This window comes from Paenibacillus doosanensis (assembly GCF_025060755.1).
Taxonomy (GTDB): Bacteria; Bacillota; Bacilli; order Paenibacillales; family NBRC-103111; genus Paenibacillus_S; species Paenibacillus_S doosanensis.
Genome location: NZ_JANYUY010000014.1, coordinates 118,420 through 137,182, shown reverse-complemented (window position 1 = coordinate 137,182; position 18,763 = coordinate 118,420). Strand labels below are relative to the sequence as shown.

Genomic DNA, 18,763 nt, shown 5'->3' with positions numbered 1-18,763 from the left:
AAGCGGCGTAACTCCCACAAAGGCAAAGAAAGACACAGTGATTATACTCAAATCGTGATGAAAAATCATTTGAAAACCGAGTCTTACTCCGAAGGGACCTACAAAAGTAACTCCGTCGGACAGACTCTTAGAAGAGTGGTGAAAAAGTCCGCTGCGGCGTCCATTTGATCCTCCAATCGCTGTTGAAATCGGATTCTTTGGATTATTTTCTCGTTTTTCTGCGGAGAGAATCCGTTTTCAAAGGCGTTCACCATCCTCTTAGGAGTCTGGCGAAAAAGTCTCACAGCGCCTCTATCCCCCACACTTCCCGGAGCGCCGAGCGGAACAGCTCGTCGAGCTGCCGGTCCCGGCTCCCTTCATTGTCGGCCATATGGCGCGCGCTCTGCTCGAAGTGGGCGATCCGCTCCTCCAAGTAATCGTTGATCGGCTGAATCCGCGGCTCCAGATCAAGCTCGTCTCCCGCTTTTTTGCGGACGAGCAGCGCATCAACGGCCTGCTTTAGCCTGCTGTCTTCGGCAAGAAGCCGATCCGTCAGCCGGTCGAATTCCATCGGCGGCATCGTGCCGTAACGCTCGATCCATTCGCAGGCGAATACCGGACGCAGCACGTAAAAATATTTTTTGATCTTGACGCGTTCCCCCTGGAGATAATCGCGGTAGTTTCTTTTGGCCATATGCAGATAATGATAGGCGCACGACTTCGGAGAAAAAGCGAGCGGCGACAGGCTGCGGATTCGCTCGGCCACCGAATAGTTCTCGGCGTACCGGATCGGCGACTGCAGCCATTCGAGCAGCGGCGGGTTCGACTTGCGGAACAAATTCAGCGCCTTCTTCAAATCCCAGCCGCTTATATCCAGCTGATCGCTGATCGGCCGTTCGATGACATCCCTCCACTCAAAAATCGACACGTACCATTCCAGCGGCCGGATGTACAGAAACCGGACGTCGTAATCGCTGTCCTTGGATGGGAACCCCCATGCCCGGCTGCCCGATTCGCACGCGTACAGAACCCGCACGCCTTCCTCCCGCTCGATTCGTTCGAGCTCCCCGATAATCGTTGACCGATCTATGATGCGCTGCGTCACTATCCATTCCTCCTGTCGTTTGCGGCGGCTGCACGCAAATCTCTCGCCGCCTCTTCATGCGTCTATCATCGCTGATTCGGCGCCGTATGAACACGGCGAAACTATTACGAGCGGTTGAAACATTTTTCCATTTTCACCCTATCCCCTCCCCTGTTACAATAAAAGGAACAGCCTGTAACGAAACGGGGGAGGATCATGGCCAGAGAAAGCTTTGACAAAGAAATCCAGTTTCTGCGGATGCTTGCGCTGACGAGCGGCGCTTACAGCCGGCAGCAGTTCGCCGAGCGGCTCGGCATCTCGATTCATACATACGACAAGACGATCCGCCGGCTTAAAGACATCGTCCAAGCGGTATACCAGCAGCTTCCCGCCGAGCAGGGAAAGGAGTTCGCCGAAACGCTCCGTTTCAATTATTACGAATCGGCGGACCCGATGCTGCTGTTCTTGTACCGTGCCAAATCGCTTAAAGATTCGGAGAGCCACAGGCTATCGCTGCTGCTCAGCGCGATGCAGTCGTCTCCCATGACGGCGATGGAGCTGCTTGACGCTTGCTGCGAGCGAATGCCCGAAGGCCTCCCGCTCCCCGACGAGAAAACGATCCGCTCGGATCTCAAATATTTGGAGGAGGTCGGCGCCATAGCCCGCGAGCCGGGAGGAAGGCCTTATCGTTACAGCATGCAGGACGGCCTGCTTAAAGCGCTGACCGACGACGAGCTCATCGATCTGTACGATTTCGTCGACGTCATGGCAGGTACTCAGGTGCCTTCGGTGCAGGGCTATCTGCTGCGGGACGTACTGAAGAAGGCTTTGCGTAAGCAAGCCAAGGAGGCGGCGCTCGCCGAGCCTTTTCTATACAAATATCATTACCATTCGCGCATTTTGGACGAAGCGCATTTGTTCACCCTGCTCGGCGCGATCCGGCAGCGGCGTTTGGTCGGTTTCTTGTATTTTTCCCCCAAGACAGGAAAAAGCTATGCCTCCCAAAATACGAATCCGTTGTTCGAGCGGGAAACCGAGGGCAAGCATGAACTCGTCTTGCCGCTGCAGGTCGTCTACGATCATCAGTACGGCCGCTGGTATTTGCTCGGCTCCAGCGCCCGTCACAGCATCAAAAAATACCGGCTGGAAGGGATCACCCAGATCGAAGAGGGCAAGCCCGTCTCCGAGGAGCTGTTCGAGGCCAAGCGCCGGGCGCTGGAGGAGCACACCCGCTTCAGCTGGCTGATCGATACCGGCCGCCAAGTGACGGTGAAGGCGCGCTTCTTCCACCCGCAGTCCGGAGGACCTAACTTCGTCAAGGAGCGCGTGCTGCTGCAAGGACAATGGGGACGGATTACGGAGGAAGACGAGGAAAGCTTCGTCTACGAAATCGAGGTAAACGGCACGACCGAAATCAAGCCTTGGCTGCGCAGCTTCGGCTCCAGCTGCGAAGTGCTCGAGCCTGCCAAGCTGCGGCGCGAAATTATGGAGGAATGGAAGGAGATTCAGGCGTACTATGAATCTGTTTGAAAAAATCTTCAATTACCAGGTTATGTCGCGGCTGGAGGATGCCGGCGCGTTCGCCGTGACGCAGCATGAGCGCATCTGGCTGAAGACGATGCTGGCCCATCCCGCAGCGGAGGCGGCCTTTACGCCGGAGACGCTGCAGAAGCTGCGCAGCCTGACCCGGGACACGCCGCTGCTGGAACATGCGGGCAGCCTGATCGAGAAGGCGAAAAGCGCGGAGAAGCAGGTGTACCATCCGCTGCTTCGCCCGCTCCGGCGGCTTATTATGAACCGGGAGTCGCTGCGCGTCACGTACCGCATCAAGGACGGAAGCATCTTCGACCGACAGCCCGGCTTTCCGTTCCGGCTCGAATACTCCATGATCAAGCGGGAATGGTACTTGCTCTGGCATCATCTGGGGAGGCGCGCGTTCATGTCGACGCCGCTCGGCAATATTTTGTCCGTAACCGGGCAGCCGTTCCCGGCCGCCAAAGCCGAAGCCTTGAGAGCCTCCATCTCCTCCATCCTTGAGCGGCGCAAGGAAACCGCCGATATCGAGGTCGTTCGCGAATACAATCCGGAGCTGTCGAGAATATTGTACGCCTTCTCCTGCTTCGAGAAGGAAGTCTCCTACGCCGCGGACACGGATACGTACCGGATTACGCTGACGTTCCTCGGCGACGAGAGCGACTACGTGCTGTCCAAAATCCGCTTTCTCGGCAAGCGGGTCCGCGTAATCCGCAGCGACAAGCTGCGCCGCCGCATGCTGGAATCCGCGACGAAAGCGCTGGGTCGCTACAGCGAAGCGAGCATTCCGGCGTGCGATCGATAAATTCGGCGAGTACGTTAACTACGAGCTCAGCCTGTGCTACGAGAAAACGTTGGCCGAAGTCTCCGCGGGTTAAAGTTGAACGCTTCGCCCGTACGATGCGGAGCCGCCCTTAAGCGCCTGGCGCAGAGAGCGGCTCCGTTATTGTGCATTACAGTATCTTGCGGTCGGCCGGAAAGACGAGCCCCAGCTGCCTTCTCGCTTCATCCATAATTTCCATCGTCGTTAGCGAATTCGCGTGGGAGTTGACGGCCGATTCCCGCTGGCCGCTGTGCAGCAGCCGGATAAACTCCTCTACCTCATATATCATGTTGCGGGCCGCTTGAGACTGCGTCAGCTCCTCTACGCTGCCGTCTCTATAGCGGATATGCACCTGTTCGGGCTGGTTGATCTTGTCGATGATCATCGTGCCGCCTTCTCCTTGAATCTCGGAGGGCGCGTACGACGATGTGATTTTGGAATACATCACCATGCCGTCCATCTCTTCATACGACAGCAGCATGCTCCCTTGCCCGTCTACGCCCGATTCCAGCATGATCCCGTTTGCTTGAACGCGGGACGGCTTGCCGAATAATGCGACGAGCGGATATAGGCAGTACACTCCGATGTCCATCAGCGAACCGTTCGACAACGCGGGATTGAACGCGTTCAGCACCGTTCCCTGCTTGTAGGCGTCATAGCGGGAAGAATATTGGCAATAGCTCGCGAAATACCTCCGCACCGGTCCGATCTTGTGAAGATTCGAGCGAATCGCCGCAAAATTGGGCAAAAGCGTAGACTTCATCGCCTCCATCAGGAGAACGCCGTTATCCCGCGCCGTCCGGATCATTGCCTCAAGCTCGGCCGTATTGGAAGCGATCGGCTTCTCGCACAGCACATGCTTGCCGCCCTTCATGCACAAGATCGCCTGCTCGGCGTGCAAGCTGTTCGGGCTGGCGATGTACACGGCATCCAGCTCCGCGCTCGACGCCATCTTCTCCAGATCGGTAAACGTATGAGAAATCCCGTGCATGGCGGCAAACTCCGTAGCCCGGTCGGCGGTTCGCGAATAGACGGCCGTCAAGGCGAAATCCTCCGCCTGGCGGGCTGCCGCAATCAGCTCTTCCGTAATTTTATTCGTTCCGATAATTCCGAATCGCACCATCTTAAGCTCTTCCTTTCCTGCTGCTTCTTAATCGAAATCCATACATTTTATTAGGGACAAAAAAACCAAGCTCCGAATGCACTCGGGCTTGGCTAAGCTAAACCGGCTATCCCGACGAAGGCGGGCCGAACAGCCGCGCGACCTCCTGCTCCAGCGTCTGAAGCAGCGGGAACGGCTCCCGTTCTTTCAAGCTTTCGATCAGCTGCCGAAAATACCATTCCTGCGGCTCCTTGCCCCGCTTGAAGCGGCGCCATACCGCCTCTTCCCCCTCGGCTTCAATCGCTCTTAGCGTGCTGCGGACATTATGAATTTTGTCTGCGCAGGCGACCATCCGAACGTCCCGGGAAGCCGTCTTCAAGGAGTTAATCGTATGGTCCTTCCGTTCCTCCCAAGACAAGGTTTTATCCGGCTCCGAGCAGCCGAGAACGATATCCGCCACCCGCTGCCCGAACTTGCGAACCAGCTCCTCATACGTAGCGTCCGTATCTTCCAGCGTATCGTGCAATATGCCGGCCGCCACCACTTCATCGTCGCAGCCCGCGTCAAGCAGGATCATGCCTACGGCATAAGGGTGGGAAATGTACGGGATGTCCGTCCCTTTACGCACCTGGCCTTGATGGGCACGCGCCGCAAATTCGATAGCTCTCTCAACAAGCGTAGTCAACAAGTTGCGCCACACCTCCTGTTATCAGGATAACCCGCTTAGCTCCGACAATACCTTGCCGACGCTGTCTTGAATCAAGTAATCGGCACGGCCGTCGTAAGGCGTCGGAGACTGATTGATCAATAATAGCTTATTGCCCGTATAATACCGGATTAATCCGGCCGCCGGATGAACCGTCAGCGAAGTGCCGCCGACAATCAGCATTTCCGCCGAGGCGATCGCTTCCGCCGCGCGCTCCAGCACATTCATGTCGAGCGTCTCCTCGTACAGCACCACATCGGGTTTAACGATTTCCCCGCAGACATCGCATGCAGGCACCGCATCCTTACAACTAACGATATGTGGCAAATCAAAAAATTTGCCGCAATTCATGCAATGATTTCGATGAACGGAGCCGTGCAGCTCCAGTACGCAGCGGCTTCCCGCCGCCTGATGCAGCCCGTCGATATTTTGCGTGACGACCGCCCGCAGACGGCCTTCCCGTTCCATATGCGCCAGGGCGGTATGAGCCGCGTTTGGCCGGGCGTCCGGATAAATCATTTTCGACTTGTAAAATTCGTAAAAAAGCTCCGGATGTTCCATAAAAAAGCTCCGGCTGAGTATCGTCTCCGGCGGATAAGAATGTCCGCTGCCGCTCCCGCTTTCGTACAGTCCTCCGGCCGAGCGAAAATCGGGGATTCGGCTCTCCGTGGAGACGCCGGCCCCGCCGAAAAAGACGATATTGCCGCTCGCTGCGGCGATCCGCCGCAACTCCTGCATGCTCATCATGCTTCCCGTCCTTTCTTTCGAAATGATCCGGCATATCCAAACGAAAAAAAAGATCGAGCCCTTGCTTAAGGATATAAAGTTCTACGCAAAACGCACAAATCCTCTTTCATCAGACGTTTTTCGCCGCTTAACGTCCGCGCACAGGCGCGCATATGAAGCGCCGTATTCCCTAGCTGGCTCTACCAAAAGACGCCGATAGACGTTTTTTTCATAGGAATACAAAAAAGCTATGTATTTTCACACTTAAATTAAGTAATATTATATAGCGGAAAAATAATAGACATCAGGAGGTTATTATGCTGTTCAAAGAGCAATTCGAGGAAATTCAGAGCATTGCGCGGACGATCTTCGACAACCCTGAATTGGGCTATAAAGAAGTGAAGACCCGGCAGACGGTCGTCGATTTCTTGAACCGTATCCATCCCGGGATACAGCTCGAAACCTTCAGCACGACGGGGATCAAAACGTCGCTCGGCAGCGGCAAGAAGCTGCGCATCGCCTTCATCGCGGAGCTCGACGCCGTCTATGCTCCCTCGCATTGGCGCGCGGATCAAGCGACGGGCGCGGCGCATAACTGCGGCCACTACACCCAGGTCGCCATCGCGCTGGCGCTGTACAAGTATTTCTATACGACCGGCGCGTACCAAGCTTGGGATTATACGCTGACGTTCATTTTCGTGCCTGCGGAAGAGTACCTGGATCTCGCCTACCGGGACGAGCTGCTGAGAAACAAGCGGATTTCGTATTACGGCGGCAAGCCGGAGGCGATGAAGCTCGGCGTGTTCGACGATATCGACATCGGCGTATGCGTTCATGCCATGGGCGGCGAATTTCCGGTGCGGACGATCGAAACGAACTGCGACCTGGCCGGATTTCTGTACAAGCGGTATACGTTCGAGGGCAAGGCGACTCATGCCGGCTTCGACCCGTTCTCGGCGAAAAACGCCTACAGCATGTCCACGCTGTTCAATGTCGCGCTCGGCCTGGCCCGCCAGCAAATGAAAGATTCGGAGAAGGTGCGGATGAATCCGATTGTGATGGAATCCGATATGTCCACCAACGTCATTCCGAACCGGATCAAGGTCGGATCGGACCTGAGAACGCTGACGGTCGATTACATGAAGGAAGCGGCGGTCAAAATGGACGATGCGGCAAAAGGAAGCGCGCTGGCTCTGCAGGGAACCGTATCGATCGAAACGCAGATGGGCTACTTGCCGTTTGTGCAGGACCGCTATTTGTCCGACTTCGTCATCGAGGCGTTCCACGAGAGCGATGAAATCGCCGCCTTCCGGAACGAAACGCCGATCAGCGCCGCGGGCGACATCGGGGATTTGTCTTACATGATCCCTTGCATCCAGATCGGCTACAGCGGATTTACCGGAACGATCCATGGAGACGACTTCAAGGACATCGATCCCGAGTTCATCTATGAAGTGTTTCCGAGATTTCTCGCCCAGGTGTTCGAGCGCTTCAACGGGAGAATCGACCGTTCCAAGCTGTACCGGAGATCCTATGAAGACTATGAGAAACTGATCTTATCGATCGCGCAACAGTAATTAACGGAAAAGAGGATTATCATGAAATCGACGGCTTCCAAGTCCCAATTTATACTTCTGCTCGTATTCGCGCTTTTGGTCATTACCGTGTCAGAGTTTATCGGCATCCAAGCCGTTAAGATCGGTTCGATCAAAATCAGCTTTCTGCCGCTCGTCTACGCGATCCTCATCACGATGATTCTCGGGATCACCGTAGTGCGCAAAGGCATCCTGAAGAAAGTTTACAGCAAGGATAACGTGAACTTTTCGGGCAAATATTTGATCTTCATCATGCTGCCCTTGATGGCCAGATACGGAGCGGACGTCGCTCCCAAAATTCATGAGATTTTGCAAGTCGGCTGGATCTTCGTCATTCAGGAGTTCGGTCATCTGTGCACCGTGCTTATCGGGCTGCCGATCGCCATTCTGATCGGTCTGAGGAGAGAAGCCATCGGCGCGACGCTTGGTATCGGCCGCGAAGGGGAACTCGCCTACATCTCCGAGAAATATACGCTCGATTCGGATGAAGGCCGCGGCGTATTGTCGCTGTACATTATCGGGACACTGTTCGGAACGCTGTTCTTCAGCATCGTGACCCCGATTCTGCTGTCGTTCGGCTTCGACGTAGAAGCATTGGCGATGTCGGCGGGCGTCGGCTCCGCGAGTATGATGACGGCCGCTTCATCGGCCCTGGTGGCGGGAATCCCGGCCAAAGCGGACACCATTACGGCCTACGCGTCGGCAAGCCAGCTATTGACCAGCTTCATGGGCACCTATACGATGGTTTTCCTTGCAGTTCCTATTCAACGCTTTATGTACAAACTACTGGTTAGAGGTGCGAAATAATGGACGGCGGATTAAATAAATACGCAAAATACGCTTTGGTCTTGTTGCTCAGCATAGGTCTCATCCTGTTCACGCAGGAAATCAAGCTGCTTAAAAATCCCGGCGGCACACCGATCTCCATGACGACGATCTACGGATTGATCGTGCTGTGGCTGTTTTCCTTCATCGGTATTTTAATTTCCGGCCTCATGAAGAAGGTGCCGCTCAAAATCATTCAAGATTTCCCCGTGCTCGGCTGGGTGTCGATTACATCTCTTGTTTTTTGTCTTATTTCCGATTCCTTCATCAAAATGATTCAGGCCGTCGACTTCCTGTCGATCACGACGCCGATTCTGACCTTCGCCGGCATTTCCGTTGCCGACCGTTTGATCGATCTGCGCAAAACGTCTTGGAAGGTCGCCATTGTCGCTATCTTCGTGTTTAGCGGAATGTATGTGGGCAGCGCGATTTTAGCGCAAATCGGGCTTCACGCTTCCCGGTAGGGACTTCCCGCTCACGTTCCTTTTTTCTTAGGCGAACGCTGACGCTTTTCCAGATACAACTGGCCCTCCGCTCTTTTCTCACCGGGCTTTTACAGCCAATCGTAAATAACCTCCGCCCGCGTCATGCGGCCGAGGTTATTTGCGCTACTCTCTGATCTTATCGAGCGTCTGCAAGTAGAGCACCTGCAAAAACTTTTTGATATTTACTTTCCCTTTATCCTGCGTTTTGTTCTCGTCGATTTCTTTCATTTTCAGCCGGACGTCCTGGAAGTCGAAGTAAAGCGGCGCATAATGCTCGAACTTCGGATTGCCGTAATCGGTAAGGCCGATGCTGGCCAGATGGTTCAGCGCCGACAGGACGGCGCGGCGGATGCGCTGCTCGACCGCCTTTCCTTCCTTATCCGTATCGGTGGTTCCGTCGGGCTTATGCGCGCGGGCGGCGACCTCGTACAGCTCTTTGAGCGACGGCAGCGCCTCCGATTTGTGTACCTGCACCAAGTAGTCGATAATCTCGACGATGTCGCGGCTTCCGGCATCGCCGATCACGCCCAGATCCATCAATATCGGCTGAACGACTTCGCGGACGCTCGGCTTTTTTTTGCCGGCGCTGCGGTCCGGACTGCCGATAATATCCAGCTTGGCCAGCGATTCTTTGATCTCCTGCAAGTAACGGCCGATTTTCCACTGCTCTCCGACCCGGGACAGCACCGCCTCGACCTCGATCCGGTTAATCGGCTTCTGAATATAGTATTCGATTCCGGCCTGGTACGCTTTGCCGATCATCTCTTTGTTCTCGATTTGGGAAATCATCACGTATTTGCCCGCATAGCCTTCGCGCTTCAAGCGAATAATCGTCTCGATTCCGTCTTGATCGGGCATGAGCAAATCGATGAGCACCACGTCGGGATGCGCGTCCAGCACCGCTCGGGTGCCGTCCGTCCCGCTGCCGGCCGTAGCTATCACCTCGCCCAGCCCGCCGTTCTCAATAATGGTCTGCAGCATTCGCCGGCTTACGGCGTCATCGTCGACAATACAATAGGATAGCATCATCCGTTCACCCCTTACTTCAATGCCGTAGTAGGAAGAGATACAATGAATGTCGTCTCATCGGTTTGATCGCGGCTCTTCAGCCGTATCGTCCCCCCGAAGGAACGCACAATGTCCCGCACGTGCGACAGCCCGATACCCGTCGCGGCAATGCCTTCCTGACTGTACTTGGTCGTAAAGCCGGGCTCGAATACCATCTCCTTGTCCTGCTCCGAAATGCCGCTCCCCGAGTCGGATACGATAAATACCGTGTCCTCGTGCATCTCGTAAACTTGGATGCGCACGGTCCCCTTCCGTTCGATCGCCTCGACCGCATTGGCGGCCAAATTGTTCAGCACGGTTAATAGCGGAATATAATGAGGCGTTATATAATCGGACCGCACATCCTTCTCCATGCTCGCTTCCTTCAGCAGCATCCTGCCGTATTCTTCATTCGACCGCATCACGAATTGGACAATCTCGGACAGCTTCATCTCGGAAGCGGTTTCCCTGTCGGACAGCTTTAATAAGCCCGCGAGAATGCGCTGCGAATCTTTTTTCACCTCGTGGATTTGCTGCGTAATTTCGAGAATCGAGCGGCTGTATTCCCAGCCCTCCTTCGCCTCGTTCAGCCGGCAGTACAGGTCGTAGCTTTTGGCTGTAATTTGCTCGATCGTATCCATCGACTTCTTCAAATAAAAGACTTCGCCGTACAGCCCGCTGCCGATCTTCAGCATCTGCTCCATCCGCTTTTGCTGCTCGGCATGAACGATTCGCATTTGACTGACCGTGAGGCTGCTGTACAGCCCGACGGTAAAATAGCAGCGCACCACCGCGGTAACCGCAATAAGCAGCCATTGGGACGGCTGGACATACGGCAGATGAAACAGCGTGCTGCGGGCAATCAGCTCCATTTCATTGGACAGAAAATCGATCCCGGCCGTGCACGCGCCGAGAAGCAGAGGATGAAGCACGTGCAGCCGCTTCTGAATCCAGCTCATTCCGATGGAAAAGACGACATAGTAGAGCATCGCCGAGAAATGCTTGCGCACGCTCTCCAGAATCAGCAGATGGTCGGCCGAAGCGGTATCCTCCAGCGTACGGAACAGCAGCACGGCCACTCCGACCGCGACCCCGGTTTTGACATAAGGCAAATGCCGCATCAGCAGCAAAAAAAACAAAAAGGCGCTGCTCCCGAGCCCAATCCGGAAAATTTCTCCGCTAAAAGGGGTGATCTTGAATTCGCCGGCAACCGCCACCAGCAGCGCGATAATCAGAATCTGCATGCCTGTGCTCTTGAACCGGTTTTGCATCCATTCCAACGATTGCCCCTCCTCTCAGCCCGAAAGGGAATGATTCACTTATATGGACGCTTCATCCTGATTATACCTATCCTCTATTTTACCACGTTCGCCATGCTTTAGCGTAGCGGAGAACATTTCCTGACGGTTCGGACGCGTGAGCAAAAAGCCAACCTCCTGAACATGCATTCAGAGGTCGGCCCGGTGCCGCGATGCCGTCCGGTTAAATCAGCCGGTTTTCCATCCTTTTGGCCGCAAGCGACAAAGCGTAATTGACGGCAAAATAGAGCAGCGCCACCAGCGCCAAAATCGGCAGCGTGTAGTTGTAGCTCTGGCCGATCACGATCTTCGAGTTATGCATCAAATCCGGCAAGGAGATGACGATCGCCAGCGACGTGTCCTTCAGCAGCGAAATAAACTGGCTGACCATCGGCGGCACCATCCGGCGCAGCCCTTGCGGCAGCACGATATGCCAAAGCGTCTGGACATAGCTCAGGCCGGAGGAGCGCGCGGCTTCGATCTGCCCCTTGTCGATGGAGGCGAGGCCGCTGCGGACGATTTCCGAGATCATCGCCGCTTCGAATACGGCAAGCCCGACAATCGCCGAGTTTTCGACGCCGAGCTTGATGCCGATATCCGGCAGCGCAAACCGGGTGAAAAAGATGATCAGCAGCAGCGGCAGGTTGCGGACCAGCTCGACGATGACAGCCAGCACCGGAGCGACCACCGGCATTCGGGTATAGCGAAGCGTCCCGACGATACAACCGGCTATAAAGCTGATCACGATGGCGATGAACGCCACGCGCAGCGTAACGACGAAGCCTTCGAGTATAAATACGAGATTATGGGCGGAAAAAGCGCCTGCGATATCCATGGACTCCCTCCTATCCGGCTTTTGCCAATTTGCGTTCTAAGTGTAAGGCCATGTAGCTCAAAGGGAGGGTCAATACCAAATACAGCACGGCGACGAAAATATACGTATCGAACGTGGCATACGTTTTGCTGGCTACTTGATCGGCGTAGTACATCAGATCGAGCCCGGCGAAAGCGCCGAGAATGGATGAGTTTTTCACCAGATTAATGAATTGGTTGCTGAGCGGCGGAATGACGATCTTGATCGCCTGCGGCAGCACGACATGGCGCATCGTCTGCATGTAATCCAGGCCCGACGCTCTGGCCGCTTCCGTCTGCCCTTTGGGAACGGCCATAATGCCGGCGCGGATCGCTTCGGCCACGAAGGCGGCCGTATAGATCGTGAGCCCGATCGTCCCGCAGACGAAGCCGCTCAGCGTAACGCCTATCGACGGCAGTCCGTAAAAGAACACGAAGATGACCAGCAGCAGCGGAATGTTGCGGATAAATTCGACGTAAGCCGTTCCGAGCCATTGCAGCGGCTTGAGCGGCGTAATCCGGAACACGGCGATGATCGTACCGAGCAGGAAGCTTCCGATCAGCGCGATGGCGCTCGACAATATCGTATTGCCGAAGCCCTTCATGTAGGTGCCGAAGTAATCTGTAAAAATGGTGATGTCGGGCATGCTTCATCCCCCTTTCGTTATTGCATAAAAGCGCTTCCTATGCGGGAAGAAAGACGGGAGACGCCCCGGTCTCCCTCTTCGCTCGCGATCCTTATTTGGACGGCGCCTTGCCGATCCATTTCTCATAAATTTTGTTGTACTCCCCGCTCGATTGCAGCGTCTTGAGTCCGTCGTTGACCGCCTGCTGCAGTGCGGATTCGCCCTTCTTGATCGCGATGCCGTACGGTTCGTCGGTGAACGGCTCTCCGACGACCTCGTAGTTGGAATCCTGTGCGGCCATTCCGTACAAGATCGCATTGTCGGTCGTCAGCGTATCGCCTTGGCCGGCCTTGAGCGCGCTGAACGCATCCTGGTAATTGTCAAACTCCAGCACGGTGGCGTCGGGAGACTTTTGCTTAATGTTGTCCACCGAGGTCGAGCCTTTGACGGCCAGCACCTTCGTACCTTTTTTCACGTCGGCGATAGTTTTGATCGGGCTGCCCTTCTTCACGAGAAGCGATTGGCCCGCCTTGAAATAAATGTCGGAGAAGTCGACCTGCTTCTTACGCTCGTCGTTAATCGTCATCGTCGCGATGATCATATCGATCTCTTTGTTGTCCAGCATCGGGATACGCGTCTTGGAGGTCACTTCCTTCAGCTCGATCTTGTTCTCGTCGCCGACAATTTGCTTGGCCAGCGCTTTGGCGATATCGACGTCGAAGCCTTCGACCTTGCCGCTCGCCGGGTCCTTCAGACCGAACAGCTTCGTATCGTATTTCACGCCGACAACGAGCTTGCCGCGGCTCTTAATTTCATCGAGCACCGAAGCCGAAGCCGGTTTGGAGCCGCCCGTCCCTGCGCCTGCGTCTCCGCCGTCCTTCGTTCCACAGGCGGACAAAATCATTGCGGACAAAGCGATAATCGAAACGCCGGTTGCCAACCATTTCTTTGATTTCATGGTCAAAACTCCCCTCAATATTTGGAATGAGCCCACTTAATGATTCAATACCCGGTTCAGGAACAGCCGCGCCCGCTCTTCACGCGGATTGGAGAAAAACTCATGAGGATGAGCCACTTCCTGAATCTGTCCTTTGTCCATAAATACGACCCGATCCGCCACTTCTTTGGCGAATCCCATCTCATGGGTCACGACAACCATCGTCATCCCTTCCGTAGCGAGCGTCTTCATAACGTCCAGCACTTCGCCGACCATCTCCGGGTCCAGCGCCGAGGTCGGCTCGTCAAACAGCATAATTTGCGGCTTCATGGCAAGCCCTCTGGCGATGGCTACCCGCTGCTGCTGGCCCCCCGACAATTGGGACGGAAACCGGTCGGCCTTATCCTCAATCCCTACTTTTTCCAAATAATACATGGCGGTCTGCTGCGCTTCCGACTTGGAGATGCCGAGCACCTTCATCGGCGCCAGCGTGATGTTGTCGATCACCTTCATGTGCGGATACAGGTTGAAATGCTGAAACACCATGCCGATATCCCGGCGCAGCTTGTTAATATCCGTCTTGCTGTCGTTCACCTGCACCTGATTAACGGTCAGACTGCCGCTTGTAATCGCTTCCAATCGATTGATGCATCGAAGCAGCGTGCTCTTGCCGGAGCCGGAAGGACCGATGACAACGACTACTTCACCCTGATCGATCTCAAGCTCAATGTTTTTCAGAACATGAAACTCGCCGTAATGTTTATCCACTTGCTGAAACGAGATCATAGAACCCCCCCTCTATCAGTCCAAGCTATGTGTGAGAATTAATAACATTTGATGTACTTGATTGTAATGAATACCTACTGAATCTTACGGAATCCTACATGGGGGTTTGAAGATTTTTTTAAATATTGCTAAAATTCAGATGAAGAAACGGAGGAAGAAGTGCCGGCGGGCATGTAGGGAGGAGGAATTTCATTTTGTGAAATATGATACATTTCGTATATTTCTCGACTTACGACGATTGATTTTGCTACAAAAACATGCAATAATACATTCAAGGATACACTTTGTATCAGAAAACATACAATTCAGGAGGGGTAAGCGTGAATACAGCGAAGCAGTTGAATTTCGAGGAGCTTGATGCGGAATGGACCGAACTCATAGTGACGGCACGTCGTCTGGGGCTCAGTACGAGCGAAATTCGGGAGTTTTTACATAATCCGATGATGTCCGTTATTGACGCAGTGGCGGGAACGGGACGGAGTCCGCACCACTCTGCGCTGTTGAACGCGGCTCAATAGGGTTGTTATTGGGGAAATGCGGAGGGAATCATACGCAATCTATTTCTTGGCATTGCTGCGATTGTAAGCTCTCCATTCGAGGAATTCGCGGAATTGCTGCTTATCGACTCCGGAAGCCATCGCTTCCTTAATCATGTCGTACCATTCCTTGTCCAGCTCGGGTTCCTTGTAAGACGACTCTTCCTGCTCGATCAGGCTGTCGATGGGCACCTTTAATACCGCGGCGATTTTTTCCAGAAATTGAATCGAAGGATTTTTCTGAATATCCCGTTCCAGGCTGCTGATGTAGGATTTGGCGACCCCAGCCCGCTCGGCCAGCTCGGTGATCGACAATCCCTTTTCTTTGCGAAGCTGTTGAACTCGTTTTCCTATCATGCAAGCCCTTCCTTTACATACCGTAATCAAAGCTAACATACATTGGTTTCATTATATCAAAAACAGAGGGAGCGAACAATTCGCCGTATCCGTTAAAAGTATGGTGAAAAACGCCGACGGCCCATGCGAAAACGTCTTTCGATCGCTGTTGTCCCCCGATTTCTCGAATCGCGAACCGGTAAAACGGTTGAAAATCGGGAGACAAAGGCGAACCGGTGCCGCTTCTATAAACTGTTCCCGCTTGGCGATGTCCGCTTTTTCACCACGCTTTTAAGAGCTTTTCGTCATGATGCCGTCTTTGGCTTTCTCATTGCGGCCTCTGAACTTGGCTGCGCCCAGCAGAAAGAGCAGCCCGGCCAACGTATCCAGCATAACGTCCCGGAAGGATGCAGACCTGTCCGGAACGAAGGACTGATGCCATTCATCCAGCATGGCGGCCAAAAGCGTACAACATAGCGCATACCCGATCGTTCTTTTTCTTATCGCCTTGTAGAATACAAGAGCAAGCAGGCCGAAGGCGACGACATGCGCTCCTTTGCGTACAAACGAATTGGCCCAATAAAGATGGTCCTCCGTCATATTGCCTATATAGCGCTGAATAATAAGCTTCGTATGCTCACCCGTAAACGTCTGCATGGCCGTCATGGCAAACATGCATCCCAATGATCCGATAACTAACGCCCACCAAAACCAAGATTTTGATTTACTTCCTTTTGTCATTGTGCCATTTCATAAATTCAATCACGATTTTATATTCATGAATCCGTTCTTTATCGATGCCTGAATTTTTCAAATCGCAAACAAAATCCATCCATTCCTGGTCAAGGCTTTGCTTCGCGTCCCCATCCGAGGCGATTTTCAGCAGCGTTTTGAGATCGACCTTCAGGACGGAGGCGATTTTCTCCATCACGTGGATCGACGGATTTTGCTTCAGATTTCGTTCGATATTGCTCAAATACGACTTCGATATGCCGGTCCGCTCCGAAAGCTCGGATAGCGTAAAGCCTCTTTGCTTCCGAATGGATGAAATATTGTTACCAATCATGATCTACATCACTCCAAAACGACACATTGAGCAAAATTTCTTGGTTTGTCCACATCACACCCTCGGTACAAATCATGAAACCGTAACCTCCCACGTATGAATCCTCCGTCTGTTACATCCCCTAGTCGATTCCGCCGATTAAGACAGCGGGGCGAAAGCGGCTGAAATCATGTTCATATTTTGTTTGTCACCGCGCTTCTAACCGTCAAGATCAAAGCTATCGGCGCATCACCTCCCTCAATCCGACCTCCTTATCGTGCAGCAGTCGAAAGCCGGGCCGCATTATGTTAAGATGAACATCACGGCCGCGCTTTCTCGGACGATCTCGGCTGAATACATCCGTCCGTATGCACATAAGGTTTACAAAGGGGGTCATCCTATTATGTATTCGCTTTTGACGGCGTTTCACAAGGCGAAGCGTAAGTATCATAAAGCTATGCATGCTTACAACTGCATCCTTTATAGGGATTGTCTTGACCCGGCAATGAAAGCGCGGCTGCTGCGCAAGCTGCGGCATCATGAACGAAAGCTGCAGAAGCCGGATCAGCGCGATACGCCCTGATCTTTATGCGCTTATGCTGCTATTGCGCACCCAGCACGACTTGATGCAATCAATGACCCGCAGCTGCTCCTCATCCGACATGCCCGAGCCGGAAGGCAGACAAATCCCCGCGGCGAATAACCGCTCCGATACGCTCTCTCTCTCACTGTGAGGATAATAAGCGCATCCGGCAAACAGCGGCTGCAGATGAAGCGGTTTCCAAACCGGACGGGCCTCGATATTTTGCTCCGCGAGCGATGACAGCAGTTCCGACACAGTCACTCCCGCCTCGCGCTCATCCACCGTTAAAGCGGTCAGCCAGCGGTTGGAACGGGTTTGTTCCAGCTCCGGCATAAAGCGGATTCCCGGCAAGGAAGCCAGCTCCTCGGCGTAACGCCGGAACACGCTTCTTCTCGCCCGGACGCGATCTTCCAGCACTTCCAGCTGCGCCCTGCCGATGCCCGCCAGCACGTTGCTCATCCGGTAATTATAACCGGTCTCGCTATGCTGGTAATGCGCAGCCTGATCCCTCGCCTGCGTCGCCAGAAAGCGGGCTTTGTGCAAGGCCTGAACGTCATTGGACACCAGCATTCCCCCGCCGGAGGTCGTAATGATCTTATTCCCGTTAAAGGAAAATACGCCGTAACGGCCGATGGAACCGCTGGCCCTTCCTTTGTAGGCGGAGCCCAGCGATTCCGCCGCATCCTCGATGATCGGAACGCCATAGCGTTCGCACAATGCCGCGATCTCGTCCATCTTGGCGCTTTGGCCGTACAGATGGACCACGATGACCGCCTTGGGCAGCTTCCCTGCCTGAGCTGCGGCGCACAGCGCCCTCTCGAGCGCCTGCGGAGACATATTCCATGTATCCGGTTCGGAATCGATAAACACCGGTTCCGCCCCTTGATAGCGAATCGGATTGGCGCTCGCTACGAAAGTGAGGCTGGAGCAGAATACCGCGTCTCCCTCCCGAACGTCCAGCAGCCTTAGCGCCAAATGAAGCGCCGCTGTCCCCGAGCTAACCGCCGCCGCATCGCGGACTCCCACGCAGTCGGCCAGCTCGCGCTCGAAGGCATCCACATTCGGGCCCAAGGGAGCGATCCAATTGGTATCAAAAGCGTCCTGAATATAGGTTTGCTCTTTCCCGCTCATATGCGGAGGAGATAAAAAGATCTTCTTAGGATTCGTTGCCATAGCTTCCAATCACATCCCTTTTCTTCAAATTAAGTTCAACCGGCCTTCAGCGAACAGCGGCTTCGTCAGCACTTTGGCCGGTGTGCCGACCGCCGTGCAATGCGACGGAATATCGCTGATGACGGTAGCTCCCGCTCCGATCACCGCCCAATCGCCGATGTTTTTGCCGGGAATGATCGTAGCTCCGGCCCCGATCATCGTTCCTTCCCTGGCGATGACAGCCCCGGTCAAGGTCGCCTTCGGAGCCACATGAACGAAGTCACCGATCCGGTTATCGTGCTCGATAATCGCCCCGGTATTAATGATCGAATGATTGCCGACATGGGCGTCGGCATTGACGATCGTATTCGCCATGATGACGGTGCCCTGACCAATGGATGCGCTTTTGCTGATGACGGCCGTTTTATGAACCAAAGAGACGTAGTGCTCGTTCGATAAGCCTAAACGCGACACGATCGACTTGCGGACCTCGTTATTTCCGATCGCAACCACGAATTTGAGACCCGCCATATGTTTGAGCAGGCGGAAGGCTGAAGCGACCGGTCCGACATATACGCCGTCCCGAAGCATCAGCGAATCGTATTTGTCATCGAGTATTGCGGTGAGGGAATAGCTCTCCTCCGCCCGAATCAGGTCCAAAATGACTTTACTGTGGCCGCCTTCGCCGATTACGGCAAGCTCCATCG

At 54.3% G+C, this 18,763-nt stretch carries 22 protein-coding genes; 7 read left to right on the top strand and 15 right to left on the bottom strand.

The window, feature by feature from the left end; genetic code table 11:
* Positions 1-280 precede the first annotated feature (280 nt).
* Positions 281-1,084 carry a nucleotidyltransferase domain-containing protein gene (locus N0M98_RS12865; protein ID WP_249861329.1) on the bottom strand — a complete coding sequence of 268 codons (804 nt, stop codon included), beginning with the start codon at positions 1,082-1,084 and terminating at the stop codon, positions 281-283.
* A 195-nt stretch (positions 1,085-1,279) separates the two neighbouring features.
* Here N0M98_RS12865 and N0M98_RS12860 point away from each other — a divergent pair, with 195 nt between their 5' ends.
* Both N0M98_RS12860 and N0M98_RS12855 read left to right on the top strand, forming a co-directional pair.
* Positions 1,280-2,593, top strand: coding sequence for a helix-turn-helix transcriptional regulator (locus N0M98_RS12860; RefSeq protein ID WP_249861328.1), 1,314 nt, complete (start codon positions 1,280-1,282; stop codon positions 2,591-2,593).
* Entirely contained in the window at positions 2,580-3,401 is an 822-nt protein-coding gene (locus N0M98_RS12855) for a WYL domain-containing protein (RefSeq protein ID WP_249861327.1), read from the top strand. Before N0M98_RS12860 ends, N0M98_RS12855 begins: the two co-directional genes overlap by 14 nt.
* A gap of 148 nt (positions 3,402-3,549) precedes the next feature.
* On the opposite strand, the gene N0M98_RS12850 is transcribed toward N0M98_RS12855, so the two are convergent.
* The 3 genes from N0M98_RS12850 to N0M98_RS12840 form a co-directional block, all read right to left on the bottom strand.
* Positions 3,550-4,542 carry a Gfo/Idh/MocA family protein gene (locus tag N0M98_RS12850; RefSeq protein ID WP_249861326.1) on the bottom strand — a complete coding sequence of 331 codons (993 nt, stop codon included), beginning with the start codon at positions 4,540-4,542 and terminating at the stop codon, positions 3,550-3,552.
* Between the two features lie 106 nt (positions 4,543-4,648).
* Positions 4,649-5,209: an HD domain-containing protein gene (locus tag N0M98_RS12845; protein ID WP_249861325.1), complete on the bottom strand. Its 561-nt coding sequence runs from the start codon at positions 5,207-5,209 to the stop codon at positions 4,649-4,651.
* Positions 5,210-5,230: 21 nt separating this feature from the next.
* Positions 5,231-5,974 (bottom strand): NAD-dependent protein deacylase, encoded by a 744-nt coding sequence (locus N0M98_RS12840; protein WP_249861324.1) that lies wholly within the window; start codon positions 5,972-5,974, stop codon positions 5,231-5,233.
* Positions 5,975-6,270: 296 nt separating this feature from the next.
* Here N0M98_RS12840 and N0M98_RS12835 point away from each other — a divergent pair, with 296 nt between their 5' ends.
* Genes N0M98_RS12835 through N0M98_RS12825 form a run of 3 tightly spaced genes read left to right on the top strand, consistent with a single transcriptional unit; the run spans position 6,271 to position 8,837 of the window.
* On the top strand, positions 6,271-7,530 hold the full coding sequence (locus N0M98_RS12835; protein WP_249861323.1) for a M20/M25/M40 family metallo-hydrolase: 1,260 nt from the start codon (positions 6,271-6,273) through the stop codon (positions 7,528-7,530).
* Between the two features lie 21 nt (positions 7,531-7,551).
* Entirely contained in the window at positions 7,552-8,355 is an 804-nt protein-coding gene (locus N0M98_RS12830) for a DUF3100 domain-containing protein (RefSeq protein ID WP_249861322.1), read from the top strand.
* Positions 8,355-8,837, top strand: coding sequence for a hypothetical protein (locus N0M98_RS12825; protein WP_249861321.1), 483 nt, complete (start codon positions 8,355-8,357; stop codon positions 8,835-8,837). The genes N0M98_RS12830 and N0M98_RS12825 overlap by 1 nt, the downstream gene beginning before the upstream one ends.
* A 144-nt stretch (positions 8,838-8,981) precedes the next feature.
* Here N0M98_RS12825 and N0M98_RS12820 read toward each other — a convergent pair whose 3' ends face one another.
* The 6 genes from N0M98_RS12820 to N0M98_RS12795 all read right to left on the bottom strand — a co-directional run bounded on the left by N0M98_RS12820 (position 8,982) and on the right by N0M98_RS12795 (position 14,404).
* Complete coding sequence (locus N0M98_RS12820; RefSeq protein ID WP_249861320.1) at positions 8,982-9,887, bottom strand: response regulator; 906 nt, start codon at positions 9,885-9,887, stop codon at positions 8,982-8,984.
* An 11-nt stretch (positions 9,888-9,898) separates the two neighbouring features.
* Positions 9,899-11,176, bottom strand: a complete 1,278-nt coding sequence (locus N0M98_RS12815; protein WP_259618109.1) for an ATP-binding protein — start codon at positions 11,174-11,176, stop codon at positions 9,899-9,901.
* A 211-nt stretch (positions 11,177-11,387) separates the two neighbouring features.
* Positions 11,388-12,038: an amino acid ABC transporter permease gene (locus tag N0M98_RS12810; RefSeq protein ID WP_259618103.1), complete on the bottom strand. Its 651-nt coding sequence runs from the start codon at positions 12,036-12,038 to the stop codon at positions 11,388-11,390.
* Between the two features lie 10 nt (positions 12,039-12,048).
* The gene (locus N0M98_RS12805; protein WP_259618102.1) at positions 12,049-12,702 is read right to left on the bottom strand and encodes an amino acid ABC transporter permease; all 654 of its coding nucleotides are present in this window, start codon (positions 12,700-12,702) and stop codon (positions 12,049-12,051) included.
* Between the two features lie 91 nt (positions 12,703-12,793).
* The gene (locus N0M98_RS12800) at positions 12,794-13,639 is read right to left on the bottom strand and encodes a glutamate ABC transporter substrate-binding protein (RefSeq protein ID WP_259618101.1); all 846 of its coding nucleotides are present in this window, start codon (positions 13,637-13,639) and stop codon (positions 12,794-12,796) included.
* Positions 13,640-13,675: 36 nt separating this feature from the next.
* Positions 13,676-14,404 carry an amino acid ABC transporter ATP-binding protein gene (locus N0M98_RS12795; RefSeq protein WP_259618100.1) on the bottom strand — a complete coding sequence of 243 codons (729 nt, stop codon included), beginning with the start codon at positions 14,402-14,404 and terminating at the stop codon, positions 13,676-13,678.
* 320 nt (positions 14,405-14,724) lie between these two features.
* On the opposite strand from N0M98_RS12795, the gene N0M98_RS33765 reads away from it, so the two are divergent.
* Complete coding sequence (locus N0M98_RS33765) at positions 14,725-14,922, top strand: anti-repressor SinI family protein (RefSeq protein ID WP_310943624.1); 198 nt, start codon at positions 14,725-14,727, stop codon at positions 14,920-14,922.
* Between the two features lie 39 nt (positions 14,923-14,961).
* On the opposite strand, the gene N0M98_RS12785 is transcribed toward N0M98_RS33765, so the two are convergent.
* From N0M98_RS12785 to N0M98_RS12775, 3 genes are all read right to left on the bottom strand, one after another.
* Positions 14,962-15,297: a helix-turn-helix domain-containing protein gene (locus N0M98_RS12785; RefSeq protein ID WP_249861315.1), complete on the bottom strand. Its 336-nt coding sequence runs from the start codon at positions 15,295-15,297 to the stop codon at positions 14,962-14,964.
* 270 nt (positions 15,298-15,567) lie between these two features.
* On the bottom strand, positions 15,568-15,942 hold the full coding sequence (locus tag N0M98_RS12780) for a VanZ family protein (protein WP_249861314.1): 375 nt from the start codon (positions 15,940-15,942) through the stop codon (positions 15,568-15,570).
* A gap of 58 nt (positions 15,943-16,000) precedes the next feature.
* A complete protein-coding gene (locus N0M98_RS12775; protein WP_249861313.1) occupies positions 16,001-16,342 on the bottom strand; it encodes a helix-turn-helix domain-containing protein in 342 nt (113 codons plus the stop codon).
* Positions 16,343-16,724: 382 nt separating this feature from the next.
* On the opposite strand from N0M98_RS12775, the gene N0M98_RS12770 reads away from it, so the two are divergent.
* Positions 16,725-16,904, top strand: coding sequence for a hypothetical protein (locus N0M98_RS12770; RefSeq protein WP_249861312.1), 180 nt, complete (start codon positions 16,725-16,727; stop codon positions 16,902-16,904).
* A 3-nt stretch (positions 16,905-16,907) separates the two neighbouring features.
* On the opposite strand, the gene N0M98_RS12765 is transcribed toward N0M98_RS12770, so the two are convergent.
* Positions 16,908-18,077, bottom strand: coding sequence for a DegT/DnrJ/EryC1/StrS family aminotransferase (locus N0M98_RS12765; protein ID WP_259618099.1), 1,170 nt, complete (start codon positions 18,075-18,077; stop codon positions 16,908-16,910).
* 24 nt (positions 18,078-18,101) lie between these two features.
* Positions 18,102-18,761 (bottom strand): acetyltransferase, encoded by a 660-nt coding sequence (locus N0M98_RS12760; RefSeq protein ID WP_259618098.1) that lies wholly within the window; start codon positions 18,759-18,761, stop codon positions 18,102-18,104.
* Between the last annotated feature and the right edge of the window lie 2 nt (positions 18,762-18,763).